The sequence below is a fragment of the Roseovarius halotolerans genome, from assembly GCF_900172255.1.
GTDB lineage: Bacteria > Pseudomonadota > Alphaproteobacteria > Rhodobacterales > Rhodobacteraceae > Roseovarius > Roseovarius halotolerans.
In genome coordinates this window covers 334935-354308 of the sequence record NZ_FWFU01000003.1, presented here as the reverse complement: position 1 = coordinate 354308, position 19374 = coordinate 334935, and the positions used below count along the sequence as shown (strand labels likewise).

The window sequence follows — 19374 nt, the reverse complement described above, 5'->3', positions numbered from 1 at the left end:
TGTGGCCATTGCCCATGCTCTTTATATAGTATGCGCGCGCGATCGCCGGCGGAACCTCTCAGATCGCGCTCAGCGCAAGGAAGCCAAGGGATTGTGCATCAGCACAACGAGAGAACACTTGCTTGCATTCGTTTACAAACGGTCGTTTAGTAGCGATACCTAAAATTGCAAACGGCCCGATTTCATGCCCCTGATAGGCTATGCCCGCGTTTCCACAGAGGATCAGACCCCCCTGCCCCAGTCTGAGGCCATGCAAGCTGCGGGTTGCGTCGAGATATTCGAAGAACACGCCTCAGGTGGCAATCGTGCGCGGCCGGTGCTCGCGCGGGTGCTCGAACGTGTCCAGAGCGGCGACACGTTGGTCGTCGTGCGAATCGATCGGCTCGCGCGGTCGCTGTCGCACCTTCTTGAGGTGATTGAGCGTCTGGAGGCCAAGGGGGCTTTCTTCCGCTCGCTGCAGGACCCGATCGACACGGCATCGCCACAAGGCAAGTTCACGCTGCAGGTTCTAGGCGCTGCGGCCGAGTTCGAGCGCGCTCTGATCCGCGAACGCACAAAGGCCGGGCTTGCCTCTGCGCGCGCCAAAGGGCGCGTTGGTGGCAATCCTGGGCTACGCGCCAAGGATCCCGCTGCGCTGCGCAAGGTGCGGCTGGCGCGACAGGACGGCTACATGGAGCGCCTCAACGAGACCGCGCAGGATTGGGTGCCCCACGTGCGCCGGTTGCGACCCGGCTTGGCTTGGGAGGACGTGCTGCGCATCATCAACGGCCCCTTGCCCGAGGCGCGTCGCTGGACCCAAAGCCGTCTGCTGCGCGCTGTGAAGGCCTATGTCCGCGACGGCTTCCTGCCTACCGAGGTGCTGGCCCGCGCCGGGCGCCGCGAAACCGACGATCGCCTGCCTGCGATTGTTGCGGCCATCAAAGGTTCGGACCCGGATATCACGCTACAGGCGATCTGCGACCGGTTGGAAGCCATGCGTGAGCGGACTCCACGGGGACGGACCAGCTGGCAGCCTTCTTCCGTGAGGATGCTGCTGCAACGTGCGGAAAAGCTAGGATTGTTGGAGTAGTTTAGAGAGCAACGTTATCCCATAACCAATGAGATATCGCTCACCCCGTTCGCGAGCTCAGCAATCTGCAGGCTTCATTGATCGTATCTTCGAAAGGAGCGTCAAAGGGATATCACCTAGCACCACAGATCAAGCGCCTCGCAGCAGATCCTGCACGACCGATGGCTTCTTTGCGATCAAGGCCAGCAGGACTTGAGCAGGGCCCGTCGGGTGTCGACGCCCATGTTCCCAGTTCAAGAGCGTGCCCTTTGCTACTCCTATGCTTCGGGCGAATTCAGCCTGTGAGAGACCAGTTCTTTGGCGAACTTCGGCCACATCGACATCGACAACGGATACCTCATGGACCTTGGCGGCCGTCATGTTTCCATCTGCGAATGCCAAGGCCTCTTCCAGGCCTTTCGACACCGATTCAAATGCAGTCATGTTGCGTCTCCATATCTTGCGACAAGCGCTTTGCTCATTTCGACTGCCGCGGCTTGTTCAGCCTTGGACAGGTTGGCCTTTTCGTTCTTGGCAAAGACCGTGATCAAAAAGATCGGCATATGGTTCCCGCCAAATACATACAACGTCCTGAAACCGCCGCTCTTGCCGCCCCCAACTCTTGGGATGCGAATCTTTCGAAGCCCGCCGCCGAGAGAAACCCCATCATCAGGATTACCGGCAATGTAGTTGATTGCAGCCTCGCGCTCTTGTTCCGACATGATTGCTTTGGCGCGCCTTTGGAATTCGGGCAGTTCCACCACCGTCTGCAATCGTGTCATTCTAGGTTACCATTTATGCTTCGCTGACGTATAAGTCAATGGCACACGAACCGCGCTTAGCGCAACCCAATTTGTGCCACTCTTGGATATTGCCCAACTGACAGCGTTTCGACCAGATGCTTGAGGCAAGTGTAGATCGCAGCTCGAAAGCGTCGAGTGGCTTGGTCTTTCGGAAAACAGCCCTGTCATGACGTGCCAGAAGAATGGATGCGGTGTCCTCCCGGCTGAACCCTGCATTCATCCGACACTTAAATACCCCTGCGTTCAGCACCTGGACACCGGTCCGGGAGATCGTCTGCAATTAGGTAGAAAACGGCATTCGCATCTGCGGACTCAGCGTTCATGCACCGCGTCGCGACACATACGCGTCTCCTTGGGCAGCTTGCCCCGAAACCGCTTCAGTGCTTTGAGGATTTCATCCACGCGAGGCTTACGCCGAACACGCACAGCACCATCGTCTTTGACTAGGTCGATCTCATCACCTTCCTTCAAGCCGAGTTCAAGCACAAGTTCGGCGGGCAAACGGACAGCTAGATAACTCCCCCATTTAACGACTTGCATCTTGTCCTCTCAAGGCATGGATAAAACAACGTTCAGTGTACATCCATCTCGCTCCACAAGCAAAGCCATCGCCCTGCAGGTTCGGCGACGGAAATGCGCCGATCCGCCATCGCAACGGAACCTGTTGTCGTCCAAAAAATTTGAAGAATCATTCGGTTCGCACTGGTTCGGCGGTACCATTGACCAATAATGCCTAGTCTGTTTCTCAGCAGGTAAGGTTCCCTTTTTCGAAGAAGCACTCCATTAGATCGAGTTTTTAATTATCAATTTCAATATCTTAACCAAGATCCGGCAGCTTGATTGAATTTGGTGCTGTGGATAACTTTTGCACTACATCTAGATTCTTCTTGCCGGACTCGCTGGATCGTGGCATTCCCATTCTGACGGCAAATTGCGTCAGACGCGGTGTACGTCGTCAAAATGATCAAGAGCCTTAACAGAGGCCAAGAGCGGGCGGCAGGATATGGATGATCGTAACGTTGGATATGCGCAAGGCATAGGCTCTTCTGACATCGGCACGTTTGCCGACAATCTGGCCGAGTCCTTGGATCGGCAGATGAAGATCGCCTTCGAACCCGAAGAGCGTAAAGCCTTGCGGCGTTTCAGCTCGACCGAAGTCGCCGGTCTCCTGCGCGTAAGCACGTCTAACCTGCGCAACCGGCACAAGGACGGTAGCTTCCCGGAAGTGCATACTGATAACCGCGGGCACCGGTTCTACACAGCCCAAGAAATGGACGAATTGCGCAATATCTTGGAGCGCACGGGAAAGAATGCCGAATCTTATCGGCCAGGTCGACGCGATGGCGACCGACTTCAGGTGCTATCTGTCGTCAATTTCAAAGGTGGTTCGTCGAAAACAACAGCGACGATACATCTTGCACAGCGGTACGCCTTGCGCGGCTACCGTGTTTTGGTCTTGGATCTCGATCCGCAAGCAAGTTTGACCACATTTTTCGGCTTTCGGCCCGAACTCGAGTTCGCCGAAGGCGGAACAATCTATGATGCTCTGAGATATGAGGATCAGGTTCCGCTCTCTGACGTGATCCAAAAGACCTACTTTCACAAGCTCGACATGGTTCCGGCTGGCTTAATGCTCTCGGAATACGAAACCGAGACAGCAAACGCGCTCGCCCGTCGGATGCAGCCCATTTTTGCGGAGCGCCTCGCCTTGGCACTCGAGGAGGTAGAGGCAAATTACGACATCGTACTGATCGACTGCCCTCCTCAACTCGGCTTTCTGACTCTCACGGCATTGGCGGCCTCTACAGGGCTCTTGGTGACGGTCGTGCCAGGCATGCTGGATATCGCTTCCATGAGCCAATTCCTGAAACTTGCGTCAGAAACGGTAAAGGCCGTTGAAGAAGCGATTGGACGCCGTGTGACATGGGATTTCGTCAAATTCCTGATCACAAGGTATGAGCCGTCAGATGGGCCACAGACCCAAATGGCTGGCTACCTGAGATCAATTCTCGCCGGCCAGGTCATGACTGAACCCATGCTGAAGTCTACCGCAATCTCTGACGCCGGAATGACCCAGCAGACCGTCTATGAAGTTGATCCTGGCCAGTTCATCAGGAAAACGATTGATCGCGCTCTGACCAGCGTGAACGGCGTTGCCGATGAACTGGAGCAGACGATCCAAATGGCATGGGGGCGTCGCTGATGGCCAGAAACATTTTCAACCAACCTCCGAAGGACGAAAAAGAGAGCGCGGCTCCCTCCCCTACCATGCAAAAAACTGCGAAGCTGCCCGGCTCTGTTGGCGGTTTGCGGGACTCCTTGCGCGAAATCACGGCCAATTCGATCCGGGACATCGAACCCGATCAGATTGACATGGATGGCCTTCGCGATCGGTTGGTGCTGGAAGATACGAGTATCGACGAGCTTGCCGAGAGCATTCGCAAGCATGGCCAACAAGTGCCGATCATGGTCCGCCCATCGGGCCAACCCGACAGATACCGCATCATCTACGGCCGCCGTAGACTGGCAGCGATCCGCAAGATCGGAGGAACGGTCAAGGCAATCGTTCGCACATTGGACGACGACGCCTCGCTTATCGCACAGGGTCAAGAGAACAACCTTCGACTTGATCCGTCTTTCATCGAAAAATCTTTGTTTATCAGGGAGATGCAGGAAATTGGGTACAAACCCGGCGTCATTCAGGATGCTTTGGGGTTAACCCGGCAAGGCGTGTCCAACCACCGGGTCGTTATCGATCAACTGCCTGATGGGCTTGTTCAGCTTATCGGGCCGGCACATGGCATCGGAAGACGGCAGTGGGGTGATTTAGCGGCCCTATCGGGAAAGGTAGACTTGGTGAATTCGGCCAAAGAGGTGATCGCCGCCCTGCCCGACGACACTCCAAGCCCCGAGAGATTTCAGGCGGTCTATTCTGCTTGCTCGCACAAGGCGCGTGCAGACAAAAAACCGACCAATCGCGGCGTGACGTCCGTCGTCAAGAATGAGAGCGGCGACACTGTCGGAACGCTGACAGTCGATCAGAAAGCGATCGCCATCAAGATCGCCAAAAAGGACAACCCGGAATTCGGCCAGTGGCTCGAGGAGCGTGCAGAAGCCGCGCTTTTGCAACTCTTCGATACTTGGCGGAATGAGAGCGGCTCTGGGTCTTAACCCAAGCCACATAGAGGAACCCGAGCAAAGGAGAAAAGCGAAGACCAGAAAGAAAAGAGCCCCCCAAAGTTTCCCCTGGAGAGCCCTCATCATTCGATTTGCACCCATGATGTAGCAACCTCCAGCAAACCGGTCAAGAGTCACCGATTCGGTGAACCGATTTTTATTGCCTTTTCCCAGATGAAATCTTGGGAGGAGACAGGGAAGCTGTGGGCCAAACGGTCATCGTGATCAAATCATGGCATTTACAAAACTATCAATTGAGGCTGCTGGTGCAGATGCATCATGCGGCTCAACTCCCGCATCTGAAATCGATATCTGGACCATCTTCCGGGCCCTGAGAGACGCGCGCAGCGTGTTCGGGCTTCGCCCTGGCCACATCCAGACCCTTCAAGCAATGCTCAGCTTTTTGAAACCTGGCCACGGCGAAACGGTTTTTGCGTCGAACAATTCAATCTGCCAACGAGTTGGCGGCATCGACGAACGGACACTTCGCAGGCACATCAACCGCTTCGTCGAACTCGGATTCATCAAGCGCAATGACAGCTCGAACCGAAAGCGCTACCGCGTTCGCTCATCCGGCGGGGAGTGCATCAGTTATGGATTGTCGCTTGCACCCCTGCTTCAACGTGCGAGCGAGCTCATCACCATCGCGCAAGAAATGGAGAATAACCGGCGGGATCGGATATTTGTCCGCAAACAGATCCTCACAAAGCTCGCCCATTTGGAAGAGCATGATCCCAACAACACGTTCATCAACCACGCACGAAAAACTCTACGCAGGAAGCTAAGCCTCCCCGAATACCGCGCACTGCTCTCCGACACGGACGCAGAATGCCAAAGTTTATCCACCCCGGATGATCCACCAGAAACAATGCAACTGCCCGCCAATGACGGACAATCTGTCCGGCATCAATCTAAGTCTGATGAAGAAAAAAAAGATTTAGATAGCAACGTAGGCAAAGAAGAACTGAAACCAGAATTACTAACTTCGGTCTGTGACCAGGCGACCGCATTCGCCACAGAAAAGCTTCGAGATTGGGTGGACATCGAGGCTCACGCTCGAAATCTTGCTCCAATGATGGGAATACACCCAGAAACGTTCGCGAAAGCAAAGAAGATTGTAGGAACGCAGAAAGCATCCTGCGCGATTTTCATCATGCTACAGCTAGGACAACGCATCAGGGATTTTGGAGCCTACTTTCACAGTATCACTCTGGGCCAACGTCAAACCCAATTTGATCCGGTCTCTCTGATTAAGCGCCTGTCCAAAACGAACAAGAGTCTCGCCTAGTGTCCACCGCGGTGGACGTCTGACCGGGAACCACGCTCATGACAGCTCCATCTCTCCGATCACCACAACGAGGTCACCCCGAGACCCGCCCAAGCGATGATGTACGATCGTTCGGCTAACCTCAGAACAAAAGATGTCCACCGCGGTGGACAAATTGGAGACCAAGCGGACATAGTGGTTCCAGCCGCCAATCGTTGCAGGATACAATCAGTTATCTCTCGTTGTAATTCTAGCGCTCCACCGGCAGGTCACCATCTCCAAAGAGGTTTGGAAAGAGTCGCTCTCGATAATCCAACGGAAACGCCAACCGTACGGGTGTCTTCGGCGAGGCAGAGGTCAGGTATCCGGCGGCGGTCAGTTTACTCAGCGTATTGCGAGCAGTACGCTCGGACGTCTTGAGCACAATCTGCGCGTTGCCTCGTTCCAGTGCGCCATGCCGTAGAACCGCCGAAATCAGTTCCGGCGCTCGCTTGTCATCGATGGTATCTGCAACGAGACGACGATACCGTTGGTCCAGTCGGCCGAGATCGAACAATCTTGCTGAGAAGGTGATCTGGTCGAGCGTCACCTTTAGGAACCATTCACTGAACGTCCTCAGTGCCGCTTCTGACAGGTTCCCCCGTCCGTCGCGGTCTCCGCGGCGTGGGCTGTCGGCCAGATCCATCATCCGTTTGTACTCGCCCCGATCGGTTAGCCCGCGGGCCAGCCCACGTGATACGGACCAGAGCCCTTGGCCACCGATCCCCGCTGTGAGGGCCATTGCATGAGACATCAATCTGCTGACGCGCCCGTTGCCATCCGGGAAAGGGTGGATGTAGTTCAGCCGATGATGTGCAGAGGCGATCGCGATGATCCGTCCGCTCGAAGACCGCGCCGCAATCTGAAACCGTTTGTCGAAATGGTCCATGAATGCTGCGACGCGCGACGATGAAGGAGGCAGGTGCCGCCCAACCGCAACTTCTCGATCACCGTCTTGGCGCATGCGCCCCGGAACGATGGGCTCTTGCGTGCCGTCGGGATGTTCGATGACCCGAAACTCATCCGGCATCTCGTCGTAGAAGCTCTTATGGACCCAAGTCAGGAATTCGACAGATGTGGGGCGGGGTAGGGTGCCTTTGCGATGCATCTCGTCGATGGCCCGTTGAACGATGACGTGTGCCCGGGCCTCAAGGGCGAGAGGGCGGGTTTCCTCTTCAAGCTCGGCGCCAGCCAGCGCCCTTTCGATGTCGCGGGGGCGCGTGTTGTGTCCTTCGATCAGGTTGGAGTAATAGCAGTTCATCACGCGGACGAGATCGGCAAGCTCGGCTGCGCTGTCAGGATGCAGCCCTTGTCCCAGCCCGGTGGCTTCCCTCTGGATGTCGACCGAAAGGTCTGCCAGTTCTGTAGGAATATGCTCCTCGAAGAAGCAGGGTTCGATCCTGGCGGGTGTTTCCAGCATTTTTGCCGATCTTCCATGTTTGCAAAGTAATTGAAAAATAAACACATTTCGTACTTTCAAGCAAGGTTTTGCCGATATGCGTTGCCGATCTTGCCTGCCGATCTGGAATTGCTGCATGAAATCAATGGCTTCGGCAGAAGGGCCGGGCTTTTCGGTTTTGTTGTGTGCCCAAAGGGGCCGGAAAAAGAGAAAGTGTCCTTCGGGTTTTGTGACTGACGGATGAGGGCCTTTGGGGTCCCTCAGATGGGTCCGGGCCGGATTCCGGTCTGCTGTTATTGATGAAGGGCATTCCGATGCAAACAGGTGTCTTGTGCGTGTTACGCGCGACCGCCGCCTCGTGGTGGCGGCACAAGGAACTACGCCGAACCGGCCAGACGGGCCAGGCACTGCAGCTCGAGCGTGAGACCGTCCTGCGTGATCTCGGCTATCTGAGGCAGGCGGCGTCATTGCCAAACGCGCACGTGATCTGCGGGGAGGGTGGGACATTCCTCCATCTCGGTTGGACCACCGTTTCGACCTTCGCGCCGATCGAGCGCTTTCCCTTGGCCACTCTTGCGGTCGCACGAGGGACGCCCTTCATCGATATCCGACCCGTCACCGATGTCATTGCCTTCGCGAGACTGCCGCGGGTGGCGCGGGACGGATCGGTCGACCCTGATCCTTGCGGTTCTGGCAGATCCGTCTCGCTGACCGCCTACATCGACATGGTCGAAGCCCTCGGTGCCAGGATCGCCAACGATCCGAGGCCCCTTCAGTCAATCTGATCACCATTCCCTCTCACCAAAACTCGAAAGGAGGCCAGCCATGGCCCGATCCCGCACGACCAAATTCGATGCCTCCGAGGTCATCACAAACGAAATCATCCGCATCATCGAGCGCGGCGTCCTGCCGTGGCGCAAGCCATGGACCGCAGGTGGCAGCTCTCGTCCCCTGCGCGTGGGCGGCGAACCCTACCAGGGAGTGAACAACTTCCTGCTGACGATGCGGACCGTGATGGCGGGCCACAGCTCTCCCTTCTGGATGACGTTGCCGCAGGCCAATGCCTTGAACGCAAAGGTCCGCAAGGGCGAGAAATCCTCTGTCGTCGTCTATTACGGTCAAAGCCGAAAAGACGCGGGCGGCGAGGACGACCGCAGCGATGGCGATGATCGCTCCGAGGAAGCCCGCATCTTCCGCTTCCAGAAATCCTACCGCGTGTTCAATGCCTGCCAGATCGATGGCCTGCCCGACAGTTTCTTCCCCGACCCGGAGCCCGTGCCCGAGCATGCGCCGTCCGAGCCCATCCCGCACATGCAGGCGTTTTTCGATGCCATCGACATCACGACCGTCTTCACGGGCACGGAAGCGTACTATTTGCCCCCCGTGGACAAGGTCTACATGCCATCCATCACGCGGTTTCAGGACCCGCGCAATTTCTACGGGGTCTGGGCGCATGAGCTGGCCCATGCCACGAAGGCCCCCCATCGACTGAACCGTGATTTCGGGTTCTCGAAGTTTGGCAACACGTCCTATGCGCGCGAGGAGATCGTCGCGGAATTGACCTCGGTGTTCCTGGGTCAGACGCTCGGCTTTACGGCGCATACGCTCGAGATGAATGCTGCCTACCTCCATAACTGGTTGCGCGTTCTTCGGTCGGACAAGGGTGCGATCTTCAAGCACGCCGCGGATGCGCAGCGCGCCTGTGATTACCTGATCGCCAGATCGGAGGCGGGCAGGGCAGGGGGCCGAGCCAAGGCCGCCTGACCACAGGGAGAACGGAGACGCCCATGTCACGTAAGGAACCCAAGACGCTGCGGGTGGCCTGCTTCAACGACGGCCGCCGCAAGATCATCACCTTCAAGCACGGCGCCTATTGGTGGAGCCCGTCCGAGGGCGCTTATCCGCTCTCGGCGGCACTTGAGACCATCAAGCACCAAGGCGGCTGGATCGAAACCATCCCCAATCCGAATTACCGACCCATGAGGTTGTTCGGGTAGAGGCCCTTCCACCTCGGTCCTACCACCAGCCGGAAAAGGAAAAGCAGGCTTTGGGAAGGGTGTTTCAACTTCTCAAAGGAGATCCCCATGTCCATGACCGTTCAACCCCAGCCAGACAGTCCAGATCCGAGTGTGATCGCAGCGCAGAACGACGCGTTTCGCAAGCTCGCGTGCCTTGGAGTGGCGCCCGCGCAGCCCACCCAGGGCCGAATGCATGTCACCCGCTCGCTTATGGAGGCCGGTGACGGCTTCATGGCCGAGGCGGTGAAGGCCACCGGTGCGTTCGATACATTCGAGCCTGAGAATGATCCCGAGGGATGGCACGATTTTGGCGCGGTCGAGATCCGGGGCGAGACCGTGTTCTGGAAAATCGATCTCTATGAGGCAGATTCGGATTTCCGCTACGGGGCCGAGACCCCGGACAATCCTGCCACAACCATGTGCGTGCTGACCATCATGCTGGCGCGTGACTGGTAGGGTAGGAGGGCTTCCCAAAGTGTCGATCTGAAAACTCAAGGCCCACTGACCCCTCAAAGGGAAAGTGGGCCTTTTGTCTTGGTGATCCCTGAAGCCGGGGATTGGTCACGCGCGTGAGCGCGCGGGCCGCATCTCACCCACCTGGAAGGATATCCCATGACCGCAAGCTTTGCCCCTCTCACCGTCGCCATCGGCGATCTGGTCCCGCATCCAGCCAACGTGCGCAGCAACGCGCCGGAAACTTATGACCCCGAGAACATCGCGTATCTGAAGGCCAGCATCGCTGTGCTGGGCCTGCTCCAGCCGCTCCTGGTCCAGAAGCTTGACGGCAAATACGCTGTCCTCGCCGGTGGCCGGCGCCATGCCGCGCTGAAGGAGCTGATCGCCGACAAGGCCACCAAGGGGTTCACTGCGAAAACCAAGGTCGACTGTCGCCTTGTCCCTGAGGAGTGCGACGTCACCACGGCGCTGTCGCTCGCCGAGAACATTACCCAGGCGCCGATGAACGCCATTGACGAGTTCGAGGCTTTCGCGCGGATGATGGAGGTCGACGGCCAGACGCCCGAGACCATCGCAAAGACCTTCGGCACCACGGTGGCCGCCGTGAAAGGCCGGTTGCGCTATGGCCTGATCCACCCCGACATCCGCGCCGCTGCCCGGGGCAAGGTGATCACGCTCGACACGATGAAAGCCTTTGCCGAGCACCCTAGTCAGGAGGCGCAACGCGAGGTCTTCGAGGCGCTCACGAAAGACGGCGGCTACCTGCAGGCCTATACCGTCCGTCAGGCGCTGAAGTCTCGAGGCGTGCAGGTCAGCGACGATATCGGGGCCTTCGTGCGTGAAGACTACGAGGCCCGCGGCGGCGCTGTCGCGGCCGATCTTCTGGAAGAGCATTCGGTGCTGGAAGACGCCGCACTGGTCGAGACCATCCTGCTCGAGAAGCTCGGTGCCGCCGCCGAAGAGGCCCGCATAAAGCTGGGCTTTGCCTGGGCCGATGCGATGGTCCGCTATGATTACGCGACCATGGCGGACTATGGCCGCGTCTATCCCGGCCCGATTGAGCCGGATGAAGCGGCCCAGAAGCGCATCGATGAGATCACCGCAGAACTCGAGAAGCTGCAGCTCGAGATGGAGGATGAGGGGCTCGAGGACGGTGCCTACAACGCGCTTTACGAGCGCGTGGACGCCTTGGAAGAGGAAGCCCGCGACCTGCAGGAGGCCTACAGCGCCGAGGACCTCGCGCGGTCCGGGGTGATCGCGTCGTGGCAGGGTGGGCAGGTCACGCTCCATGTTGGCCTCGTCCGCCCCGAGGACACCGTGAAAGTGGAAGGCGCGCGCGGCTCGTCGGTCAACCCGACGGGGGAGGAGGCACCGGACGCCGGCGAAATCACCTACCCGGCCTCGCTGGCCGAGGACCTCAAGACCGAGCGGGCCATGGCCCTCGGCGCCGCGATGGCGCTGCATCCGGAAGATACGCTCGATCTGACGCTCTTCAAGCTGGTGAGCGACGTTCTGGCCAGCGGCATGAGTGTCACGCAGGCGATCAAGATCGATGCCCGCAAGGAATACCGCAGCCATGCCAAGATGGACGAAATCGACGAGACCTCGCTCGAGCAGGTGGCGGCGGCGTATGAGGCGCTTGATCTGTCCTGGCTAGATGACGCCCGCGCGCCCGCTGATCAGTTCGCGGCGTTTCGCGCGCTGGAGGCCGGCGAGAAGGCCAAGCTCGTGGCCTATGCAACGGCCAGCACCACGCAGTCCTGCTTCGCGCGGGACCGCCAGCGCGACAGCCTGATGCATGCGTTCGAGATCGAGATCATGCCCGACATCCGCGCCCACTGGACGCCGAATGCGGCGCTCTTCAACCGCTTCAAGAAGGCTTGGCTCCTGAAGATCCTCGGCGAGGATCTGGGTCTCGCCCAGGAGGCGGTGACGCTGGCCTCGTCGAGCAAGAAGGAGATCGTCGCCTTTTGTGACAAGCTCTTCGCCGAGCCCTTCGCCACGCTCACGGACGCGCAGCGCGCTGCCGTGGCCGCCTGGTGCCCGCCCATGATGCAGACCGCCGGTGTCGCCTGTGATGAGGCGGAGCCCACTGCGGAAAATCCCGAGCCTGAGAGCGAGGTCGCGCAAGCGGCCTGAGCCATCACGCGGCCCGCGCGAGGCAGTCCCCGCGCGGGTCGACCCTTCCAAACCGAACAGAAAGACATCCCCATGGCTATTCTCAAGTTCTCTGCGTCCGCTGTTGCGGCGCAGATCGCCCATGCACGCGCCTGCAAAACCTTCCTGCCCAACTGGAACGGGCCCGTGGACAGGCCCGCCCTGATCCTCATCGTCGGCAATGGCGTGCATCTGCGCTCAAACGGCATCGATGGCACGACCACCCGTATCGTCACCACCGAGCAGGCCGATCCGTCCTTTGCTTTCGCCGATGGCATGAACCCGTTTCGGGACACCGACTGGATGGCGCAGCGCCGCATGGCGTTTCGTGATCTGACCGGCCAGTTCTACACCGACATCCTGGATGATGTGCAGGTGCTCATCGACCGGGGGCGGGGGGCCATCCGGCTCGCCACCGATGGCCACAGCATCCGCGTCTTCATGCGCCGGGCCTCGGACTATCTCATCGGCGGGACCTATGAGGTGCCCTCGGGCCTCGGCGGCACCTTCCGGGTCATCCTCAAGGATGCCTGCGACACCTTCGCGATCGTGCAGAACTGCGGCAATTGCGAGGATTTCGACGCCATGCAGCCCTACCGCGTGCCGCTCGATGCGCTGATGGAAATCGATGACCGGAGGGCGGCGTGATGGGTTGGCTCTTCTACACCGACGGCCGCGTCCAGACCTACGCGGATGAGAAAGCGGAGATTGCTCGGCTGTGCACCTTCGAGGGCGAAAGGCGCAAGACGGAACTGGTCAAAGCCTGCAAGGTGGGTTCGACTTGGTACGCGGCGGCAAAGGTCACAAATATCGACGGCACCCCTGTCGAAGACACGACCTATGTCACCGATGCGGATGGCTCCATCACTTTCGCCGCCGTATTCCTTACCCGATATGATGACGGCTGCTGGGGCTACAAGGACATGGAGGAAAGCGCGGGACCGGTCGAATCCCGCGCGCCACTGAGCCTGTTGGCCCTGCTGTCCGAGCTGAAAGACCTAGACAGCTATGCTCATGCCTGGCGCCAGCGCTGCCAGGACTGGGCTGCGATCCCGGACTACGAGGAAGGCGACAAGATCAAGCTCGCAGCACCTGTGACGCTCACTGATGGCAGTACCTGCCAGATTGTCACCGCGACCCACTACAGGCGCGGGCGGCAAAAGCGCCGCTGCTACCGCATCGAGGAAACTGGTGGGCTCGTACGCCTGTCGAAGGCCTCGCTTGCGGGCTCGGAGTTGCTCAGCTCCGCGAAAGGTGCGGCTAGCCCGGTGCTGGCGGAGTTCCTGGCGGGGCGAAATTAGGTCCTGCGCCGGACGGTTCATCGACCTGCCCGGCGACAGCAGATGCTGCGGCTTGTCTTGACAAGGCAATGCAAATGCATTACCTATCGCGGGCAGCAAAGAACCTTTTCTTCAGGAGACTGCCATGACAGCCCTCGCACAAGATGTCTCGAAACTCACGGATCGGTATCAGACGACCGTGCCGGCGGGTGTGCGCAAACAGCTCAAGCTGGGAAAGGGCGACCAGATTCGTTACTGCACCGAGCCGAGTGGCAGGGTCTATATCGAGCCCGTGCGCAGCGACGAGGAAGATCCCGTGCTCGGAGCCTTTCTCGATTTTGTCGAGGCCGATATCAAGGCGCATCCGGACCGCATTCGGGCGTTCGATGGGGCTTTGCATGACCGTCTTGCAGCACTGGTCGGAGACGTTGACGTCGATCTCGATGCGCCGCTATCGCTCGAGGATGAATGACCGGCGATAGCGTGCCAGTCCAAGCGCCCCTTGTCGTAAACGGATGGTCGATTTATGCGCATCCGCTCTTTCTGGACCAGATCGAAGGGCTGACCCTAGAGGTCGAGGCGCGTAAGGCACGTGATCCCAAGACCTGGCGTAAGAAAAATTCCACGAAACGGCTGGCCGCCATCTTCAAGCTGGTGACCGAGGTCATACCGGCGGACCCGGGTGCCGCGGCCTTCCGGCATGGCGGCACCCTCGGCGATCACCGCAAGCACTGGTTCCGGGCGAAATTCTTCCAGCAGTATCGGTTGTTCTACCGCTTCAACAGCGATGCGAAGGTCATCGTGGTGGCCTGGGTGAACGACGATAAGACCCTGCGCGCCTACGGCAGCAAGACGGATGCCTATGCGACGTTCAAAGGGATGCTGGAGGATGGAAATCCACCTGACAATTTCGACGCGCTCTTGAAAGAAGCTGCGGCGGCGGACAAGCGGTTCGAGACGTCTCTTGAAGCGGCGCCCGATCGGTAAGTGGCCCGGTTAGCTGTGAACCTTACGGCCTTCCCGTTTACGGCACCACTGTGGGTGATGTAGCATCGACCCATAGCATGGTCGGAGAAAGCGCAATGGACCCAACGGGTAAGGAACAGCCGCACCTCGGTCTCGAGGAGCATTTCCGTGGCCGCTGAAGCGAATTCTTATGACACGTGGTTTTGCGCGCAGGTGCAGGCCGCGCTTGAGGATGCACGCTCGGGAACATCTCAGGTTCAGGTGATGCAGGCCGCACAGGCATTGATTGATGCGAAGCGGCAGGTCGAACCCAAGTCCTGACCAAGCCTTTGAGGTCGGCGCGGTCTGACTACGTCACCCTGAAAAGCGAAAGCGGGCTTTTTGTCCTTTGGAACTCAGACCCTGATCCAAAGGAAAATCCCCATGTCCAAACCCAGAACGGCCAACCCGGCTCTCGCAATCTCCGAAGCCGACCTCGCCTCTGCCCTCGCGCAAATCGGCACGGAGGTCGATGACCAGCCCCTGCGCAGTTCAGCGCTCGCGCGTATCATGCGCGAGACGTTTCATGGCAGCGATGCCGGTGGCGCCTGGGACTGGCGCATGGCCTATGACATGATGCAGGCAGCGGCCATCCAGGTGTTTCTGCGTGGGGCCGGTGCCACAGCAGACATCGCCAACGCAAAACTCCTCGCCTCACGTCTCCTTACGGAAACCCGCCGGTCAGAGCAGCAGATCCGGCTACAGCAGTTTTCCACGCCGCTGCCATTCGCGGCGCTGGTTTTGCGGGCCGCGGCGATCCGCAAGGGCGAGACCGTTCTGGAGCCCTCGGCTGGCACCGGTGCCCTGGCTGCTTTCGCCGCCCGGGCCGGTGCCACGCTTCTGCTCAACGAGATCGACCCCTTTCGCCAGCGCCTCCTGCGCGCGGTTTTTGGCGGCGAGGTCACAGGCCATGACGGCGAGCATATCGATGATCTGCTGCAGACGCCGGTTCTACCCGAGGTCGTGGTGATGAACCCGCCCTTCGCCTCCTCGGTCGATCGCTCCCGAGACAAGCACATCGCCGCCAAGCATCTCATCGCGGCTGCAAAGCGCCTGGCACCCGGCGGGCGGCTGGTGGCGATCATGCCGCCGGGATTCACGCCCGAACGCGATGCCGCGCATTGGTCCCGCGCCTGCGGTCTCCTGACGCCGCGATTGGCGCTGACGATGCCGGGACAGGTCTATCGCAAGCTCGGCACCTCTGTCGAAACCCAGCTGATGGTCTTCGACAAGGTGCAGGAGGACGGCGAAATGATCCGCGCCAGTGTCCGGGACTTGGATGAAGCCCTTCCTTTTGTCGACGCAGTTGCCGCGACCCGGCCCGAGATGCGCCCCGTCCAACGGGCTGAAGCGATCCCTCATGCGCGACCGATCGTTCCATCATCTGCCCCGCGCAAGACCGCTGCTGCGCCTGTCGCCGCCTCCAAATCTCGGGCCAATGCCGTTGTCCCGCTCACTTTCAAGAGCCTCGATATCCCGCGCGACAACACGCCCATCTCGGACATCTATGCGCGCTACCGTCCGCAGCGGATCGAGATCGCGGGTGCGCAAGAACATCCCACGCCGCTCGTCGAGAGCATCGCCATGGCCTCGGTTGCCCCGCCCATGCCCTCAAACACGGGCAGTGATGACTTGCGCCTGCCCGCACGGTTGATCGAGGAGGGACATCTCTCCGAGGCGCAGCTGGAAACCATCATCATGGTGCATGACGCCCATGGGCGCGACCTGCCCGGTCGGTTTACCATCGATGACGACCAGACCAAGCTGACGCGCGTCGATGATGACCCGGATGCACGGGCCTATCGCCTTGGTTACTTTCTCGGCGACGGCACCGGTTGCGGCAAGGGACGCGAATGCGCAGGGCTCATCCTTGTCAACTGGCTTTCCGGGCGCAGGAAGGCGATCTGGGTCTCCAAATCCGCCACGCTCATCGAGGACGCCATCCGCGACTGGACCGATCTCGGCGGCTCGCCAGCCGACATCCAGCCGCTCTCCAAATGGAAACCGGACCAGCCCGTCCCTATGGGTGACGGTATTCTCTTCGTCACCTACGCCACGCTGCGGTCCGCGGGCAAATGCGGCACCACGCGACTGAGCCAGATCCTCGACTGGATGGGCGAAGAGTTCGAAGGCGTGCTGGCCTTTGATGAGGCCCATGCCATGCAGAACGCGGCCGGGTCCGAGCAGGGCAGGGGGGTCAAACCCTCGCAGCAGGGACTTGCTGGCCTGCGGCTGCAACTGGCAGCACCCCGCGCTCGCGTCTTCTACATCTCGGCCACGGGTGCCACGAGCGTGCACAACCTGGCCTATGCCGCGCGGCTGGGGCTCTGGGGGCAGGGCCCCGAATACCCCTTCCCAAGCCGCGAGAGCTTCGTTTCTGCGATGGAAGCCGGCGGTGTCGCCGCCATGGAGGTGGTGGCCCGCGATCTCAAGACGCTCGGGCTCTACACGGCCCGCGCCCTCAGCTTCGACGGCGTGGAGTATGACGTGCTCGAACACGCGCTCACCCCGGCCCAGATCAAGATCTACGATGCATACGCGGGTGCGTTTCGGACGATCCACCACAATCTCGAAGCCGCGCTGACGGCGACCGGCGTCAACGACGCCTCGGGCGAGACCAATGCCTCGGCCGCACGCGCCTCGGCCAAGTCCCGCTTCGAGAGCACGAAGCAGCGCTTCTTCAACCATCTCCTGATGGGCATGAAAGCCCCGACCATCATCCGCGCCATCGAGCATGACCTCGCGGCGGGCAACGCCTGCGTCATCCAGGTGGTCTCGACGGGCGAGAGCCTGTTGAAACGCCGGCTTGAGACGATGGATTCCGACGACGAGCTCGTCGAGGGCGCCCTGACGCCGCGCGACTATGTTCTGGGCTACCTCGAACAGGCCTTCCCGATCCACGCGCAAAAGCTGGTCGAGATCGACGGCAATATGGTGGCGGAACCTTTACGGGATGAGACCGGCGCGCTCGTCGTCTCGCGCGAGGCGCTCGCCCTGCGCGATGCGGCCATGATGGAGTTGATGACGCTCGCCCCGATCCCTTCGGCGCTCGATCAGATCCTCTGGGCCTTTGGTGACGACGCCGTGGCAGAAGTCACTGGGCGGTCCATCCGGCCCCTCAAGGCCGTGGATGGTCATCTCTTCATCGAAAAGCGCGTCGCCAGCAGCAATTCATCCGAAACCCAAGCCTTCATGGACGGTGAGAAGGATATCCTTATCTTCTCCGATGCGGGCGGTACGGGCCGGTCCTATCATGCGGCGCAAACGGCGAAGAACCAGAAACGGCGGCGGCACTACCTGCTGGAGCCCGGCTGGCGCGCCGATGCGGCCATCCAGGGGCTCGGCCGCACGCATCGCTCTGCCCAGGTCAGCGCGCCTTTCTTCCGGGTCTGCACCTCGGATGTGCATGGCGAAAAGCGTTTCACCTCGACTATAGCCAAGCGCCTCGACCAGTTGGGGGCCTTGACCAAGGGTCAGCGCGAGACCGGCTCGCAGGGCATGTTCCGCGAGGAGGACAATCTCGAAAGCCCGATCGCACGGGCCGCGCTGCGTGGGTATTTCGCCGATCTTGCCGCCGGGCGCGCCGAGGCGATGAGCTACGAGAGCTTCACCGACTGGACGGCCCTGCGGCTGATCGACAAGGACGGGGTGCTCCTTGAGGAGCTTCCCCCGATCCAGCGGTTTCTGAATCGGGTGCTTGCCCTTCCCATCCACATGCAGAACGCGCTCTTTGCCGAGTTCATGAGGCGGATTGCCGATCAGTCTGAGCGGGCGCGCGCGGCGGGCACGCTCGATCTCGGCGTCGAAACCCTGCGCGGCGAAAAGATCGAGCAGGTCTCCACAGAGGATCTCTGGACCTGCCCGAAATCCGGCGCGGTGACGCGGATCATCGGACTTGAGGTGACGGACCCAGTGCATGTCCTTGACGCCGAAGAGGCCATATCGCGCAATCCGGACAAGCTGCCGATGGTGAATCGCGCCTCCGGTCGCGCGGCGCTCATCTCGGCGCGGCCCATGCAGATGTATGACGAGGACATGGTCACGCTGATGCGCAAGGCGGTGCGGCCCAACGGGTCGAGCTATCTGGAGGAGACGCGGTTTGAGTCCTCGACTTGGGAAGAGATCGACAGGCCTGAGTTTGCGCGGCTCTGGGGTGAAGAGGCTGCTGCCCTTCCCAAAACCACCACGACCAAGCTCTACCTGCTGACCGGGCTGCTGTTGCCAATCTGGAAGGACATACCGACCACCAATGAGCGCATTTACCGCGTCACGCCCGACGGGGCGACCGCGATGATCGGGCGCACGCTGAGCGAAGAAGGGGCAGCGGCCCTCCGCGCACGCTTCCTCGTCTCCAACCCGCAAACGCCGCAGGAGATGTTGACCGCCGCGCTCGGCACCACAGCGGCGGTCGATCTCGGCCGGGGTCTCACCCTGACCCGTCGCCGTGTCGCAGGCGAGATGCGTCTCGAGCTTGGCGGTGCGGATCGGGGCATGATCGACAGCCTCAAGGCCCTCGGCTGCTTCACAGAGATCATTGCCTTCCAGTTGCGGGTGTTCCTGCCGCATGGGGACGGGATCGACACGGGCAGCATTCTGGCCCGGATCGTGGGGCAGGGGCCTGCTATCACGGCAGAACAAGCCGCCTGAAAAGTCAAAGCGGGCTTTCGGTCGGGCGTCGCGGATCGGGGTTTGCCCGGGCTGCGCTTTCCGGGCGCGGGCAGACGA

At 60.2% G+C, this 19374-nt stretch carries 19 protein-coding genes; 15 read left to right on the top strand and 4 right to left on the bottom strand.

Annotation, left to right across the window (positions count from 1 at the left end):
• Window positions 1-184 precede the first annotated feature (184 nt).
• The gene (locus ROH8110_RS12850; RefSeq protein WP_085818138.1) at window positions 185-1069 is read left to right on the top strand and encodes a recombinase family protein; all 885 of its coding nucleotides are present in this window, start codon (window positions 185-187) and stop codon (window positions 1067-1069) included.
• Between the two features lie 129 nt (window positions 1070-1198).
• On the opposite strand, the gene ROH8110_RS12845 is transcribed toward ROH8110_RS12850, so the two are convergent.
• From ROH8110_RS12845 to ROH8110_RS12835, 3 genes are all read right to left on the bottom strand, one after another.
• Window positions 1199-1492, bottom strand: a complete 294-nt coding sequence (locus tag ROH8110_RS12845) for a helix-turn-helix domain-containing protein (protein WP_067623059.1) — start codon at window positions 1490-1492, stop codon at window positions 1199-1201.
• A complete protein-coding gene (locus ROH8110_RS12840) occupies window positions 1489-1830 on the bottom strand; it encodes a type II toxin-antitoxin system RelE/ParE family toxin (RefSeq protein WP_067623056.1) in 342 nt (113 codons plus the stop codon). Before ROH8110_RS12840 ends, ROH8110_RS12845 begins: the two co-directional genes overlap by 4 nt.
• 333 nt (window positions 1831-2163) lie before the next feature.
• Window positions 2164-2391: an AbrB/MazE/SpoVT family DNA-binding domain-containing protein gene (locus ROH8110_RS12835; protein WP_067623053.1), complete on the bottom strand. Its 228-nt coding sequence runs from the start codon at window positions 2389-2391 to the stop codon at window positions 2164-2166.
• A 463-nt stretch (window positions 2392-2854) separates the two neighbouring features.
• On the opposite strand from ROH8110_RS12835, the gene repA reads away from it, so the two are divergent.
• The 3 genes from repA (at window position 2855) to repC (ending at window position 6316) form a co-directional block, all read left to right on the top strand.
• Window positions 2855-4054 carry a plasmid partitioning protein RepA gene (gene repA, locus ROH8110_RS12830; RefSeq protein WP_085818137.1) on the top strand — a complete coding sequence of 400 codons (1200 nt, stop codon included), beginning with the start codon at window positions 2855-2857 and terminating at the stop codon, window positions 4052-4054.
• Window positions 4054-5022, top strand: a complete 969-nt coding sequence (gene repB / locus ROH8110_RS12825) for a plasmid partitioning protein RepB (protein WP_236627298.1) — start codon at window positions 4054-4056, stop codon at window positions 5020-5022. The genes repA and repB overlap by 1 nt, the downstream gene beginning before the upstream one ends.
• A 238-nt stretch (window positions 5023-5260) precedes the next feature.
• Window positions 5261-6316: a plasmid replication protein RepC gene (gene repC, locus ROH8110_RS12820; protein ID WP_067623039.1), complete on the top strand. Its 1056-nt coding sequence runs from the start codon at window positions 5261-5263 to the stop codon at window positions 6314-6316.
• 229 nt (window positions 6317-6545) lie between these two features.
• On the opposite strand, the gene ROH8110_RS12815 is transcribed toward repC, so the two are convergent.
• Window positions 6546-7754, bottom strand: coding sequence for a Fic family protein (locus ROH8110_RS12815; protein WP_085818136.1), 1209 nt, complete (start codon window positions 7752-7754; stop codon window positions 6546-6548).
• 278 nt (window positions 7755-8032) lie between these two features.
• On the opposite strand from ROH8110_RS12815, the gene ROH8110_RS12810 reads away from it, so the two are divergent.
• The 11 genes from ROH8110_RS12810 (at window position 8033) to ROH8110_RS12760 (ending at window position 19296) form a co-directional block, all read left to right on the top strand.
• On the top strand, window positions 8033-8518 hold the full coding sequence (locus ROH8110_RS12810) for a hypothetical protein (protein ID WP_085818135.1): 486 nt from the start codon (window positions 8033-8035) through the stop codon (window positions 8516-8518).
• A gap of 40 nt (window positions 8519-8558) precedes the next feature.
• Window positions 8559-9497 carry an ArdC family protein gene (locus ROH8110_RS12805; RefSeq protein ID WP_085818134.1) on the top strand — a complete coding sequence of 313 codons (939 nt, stop codon included), beginning with the start codon at window positions 8559-8561 and terminating at the stop codon, window positions 9495-9497.
• A 23-nt stretch (window positions 9498-9520) separates the two neighbouring features.
• The gene (locus ROH8110_RS12800; protein ID WP_085818133.1) at window positions 9521-9730 is read left to right on the top strand and encodes a DUF6330 family protein; all 210 of its coding nucleotides are present in this window, start codon (window positions 9521-9523) and stop codon (window positions 9728-9730) included.
• An 87-nt stretch (window positions 9731-9817) separates the two neighbouring features.
• Window positions 9818-10207 carry a DUF3768 domain-containing protein gene (locus ROH8110_RS12795; protein WP_085818132.1) on the top strand — a complete coding sequence of 130 codons (390 nt, stop codon included), beginning with the start codon at window positions 9818-9820 and terminating at the stop codon, window positions 10205-10207.
• Between the two features lie 156 nt (window positions 10208-10363).
• Window positions 10364-12346 carry a ParB/RepB/Spo0J family partition protein gene (locus tag ROH8110_RS12790; RefSeq protein ID WP_085818131.1) on the top strand — a complete coding sequence of 661 codons (1983 nt, stop codon included), beginning with the start codon at window positions 10364-10366 and terminating at the stop codon, window positions 12344-12346.
• Window positions 12347-12418: 72 nt separating this feature from the next.
• Entirely contained in the window at window positions 12419-13012 is a 594-nt protein-coding gene (locus tag ROH8110_RS12785) for a regulator (RefSeq protein ID WP_085818130.1), read from the top strand.
• Entirely contained in the window at window positions 13012-13665 is a 654-nt protein-coding gene (locus ROH8110_RS12780) for a DUF6927 domain-containing protein (protein ID WP_085818129.1), read from the top strand. The genes ROH8110_RS12785 and ROH8110_RS12780 overlap by 1 nt, the downstream gene beginning before the upstream one ends.
• A 124-nt stretch (window positions 13666-13789) precedes the next feature.
• Entirely contained in the window at window positions 13790-14116 is a 327-nt protein-coding gene (locus ROH8110_RS12775; RefSeq protein WP_005668772.1) for a type II toxin-antitoxin system PrlF family antitoxin, read from the top strand.
• Window positions 14113-14631: a type II toxin-antitoxin system YhaV family toxin gene (locus ROH8110_RS12770; RefSeq protein ID WP_085818128.1), complete on the top strand. Its 519-nt coding sequence runs from the start codon at window positions 14113-14115 to the stop codon at window positions 14629-14631. Before ROH8110_RS12775 ends, ROH8110_RS12770 begins: the two co-directional genes overlap by 4 nt.
• A gap of 147 nt (window positions 14632-14778) precedes the next feature.
• Window positions 14779-14931, top strand: coding sequence for an antitoxin PaaA2 family protein (locus ROH8110_RS12765; protein ID WP_043754116.1), 153 nt, complete (start codon window positions 14779-14781; stop codon window positions 14929-14931).
• A gap of 102 nt (window positions 14932-15033) precedes the next feature.
• Complete coding sequence (locus tag ROH8110_RS12760) at window positions 15034-19296, top strand: strawberry notch family protein (protein WP_085818127.1); 4263 nt, start codon at window positions 15034-15036, stop codon at window positions 19294-19296.
• The last annotated feature ends 78 nt before the right edge of the window (window positions 19297-19374 follow it).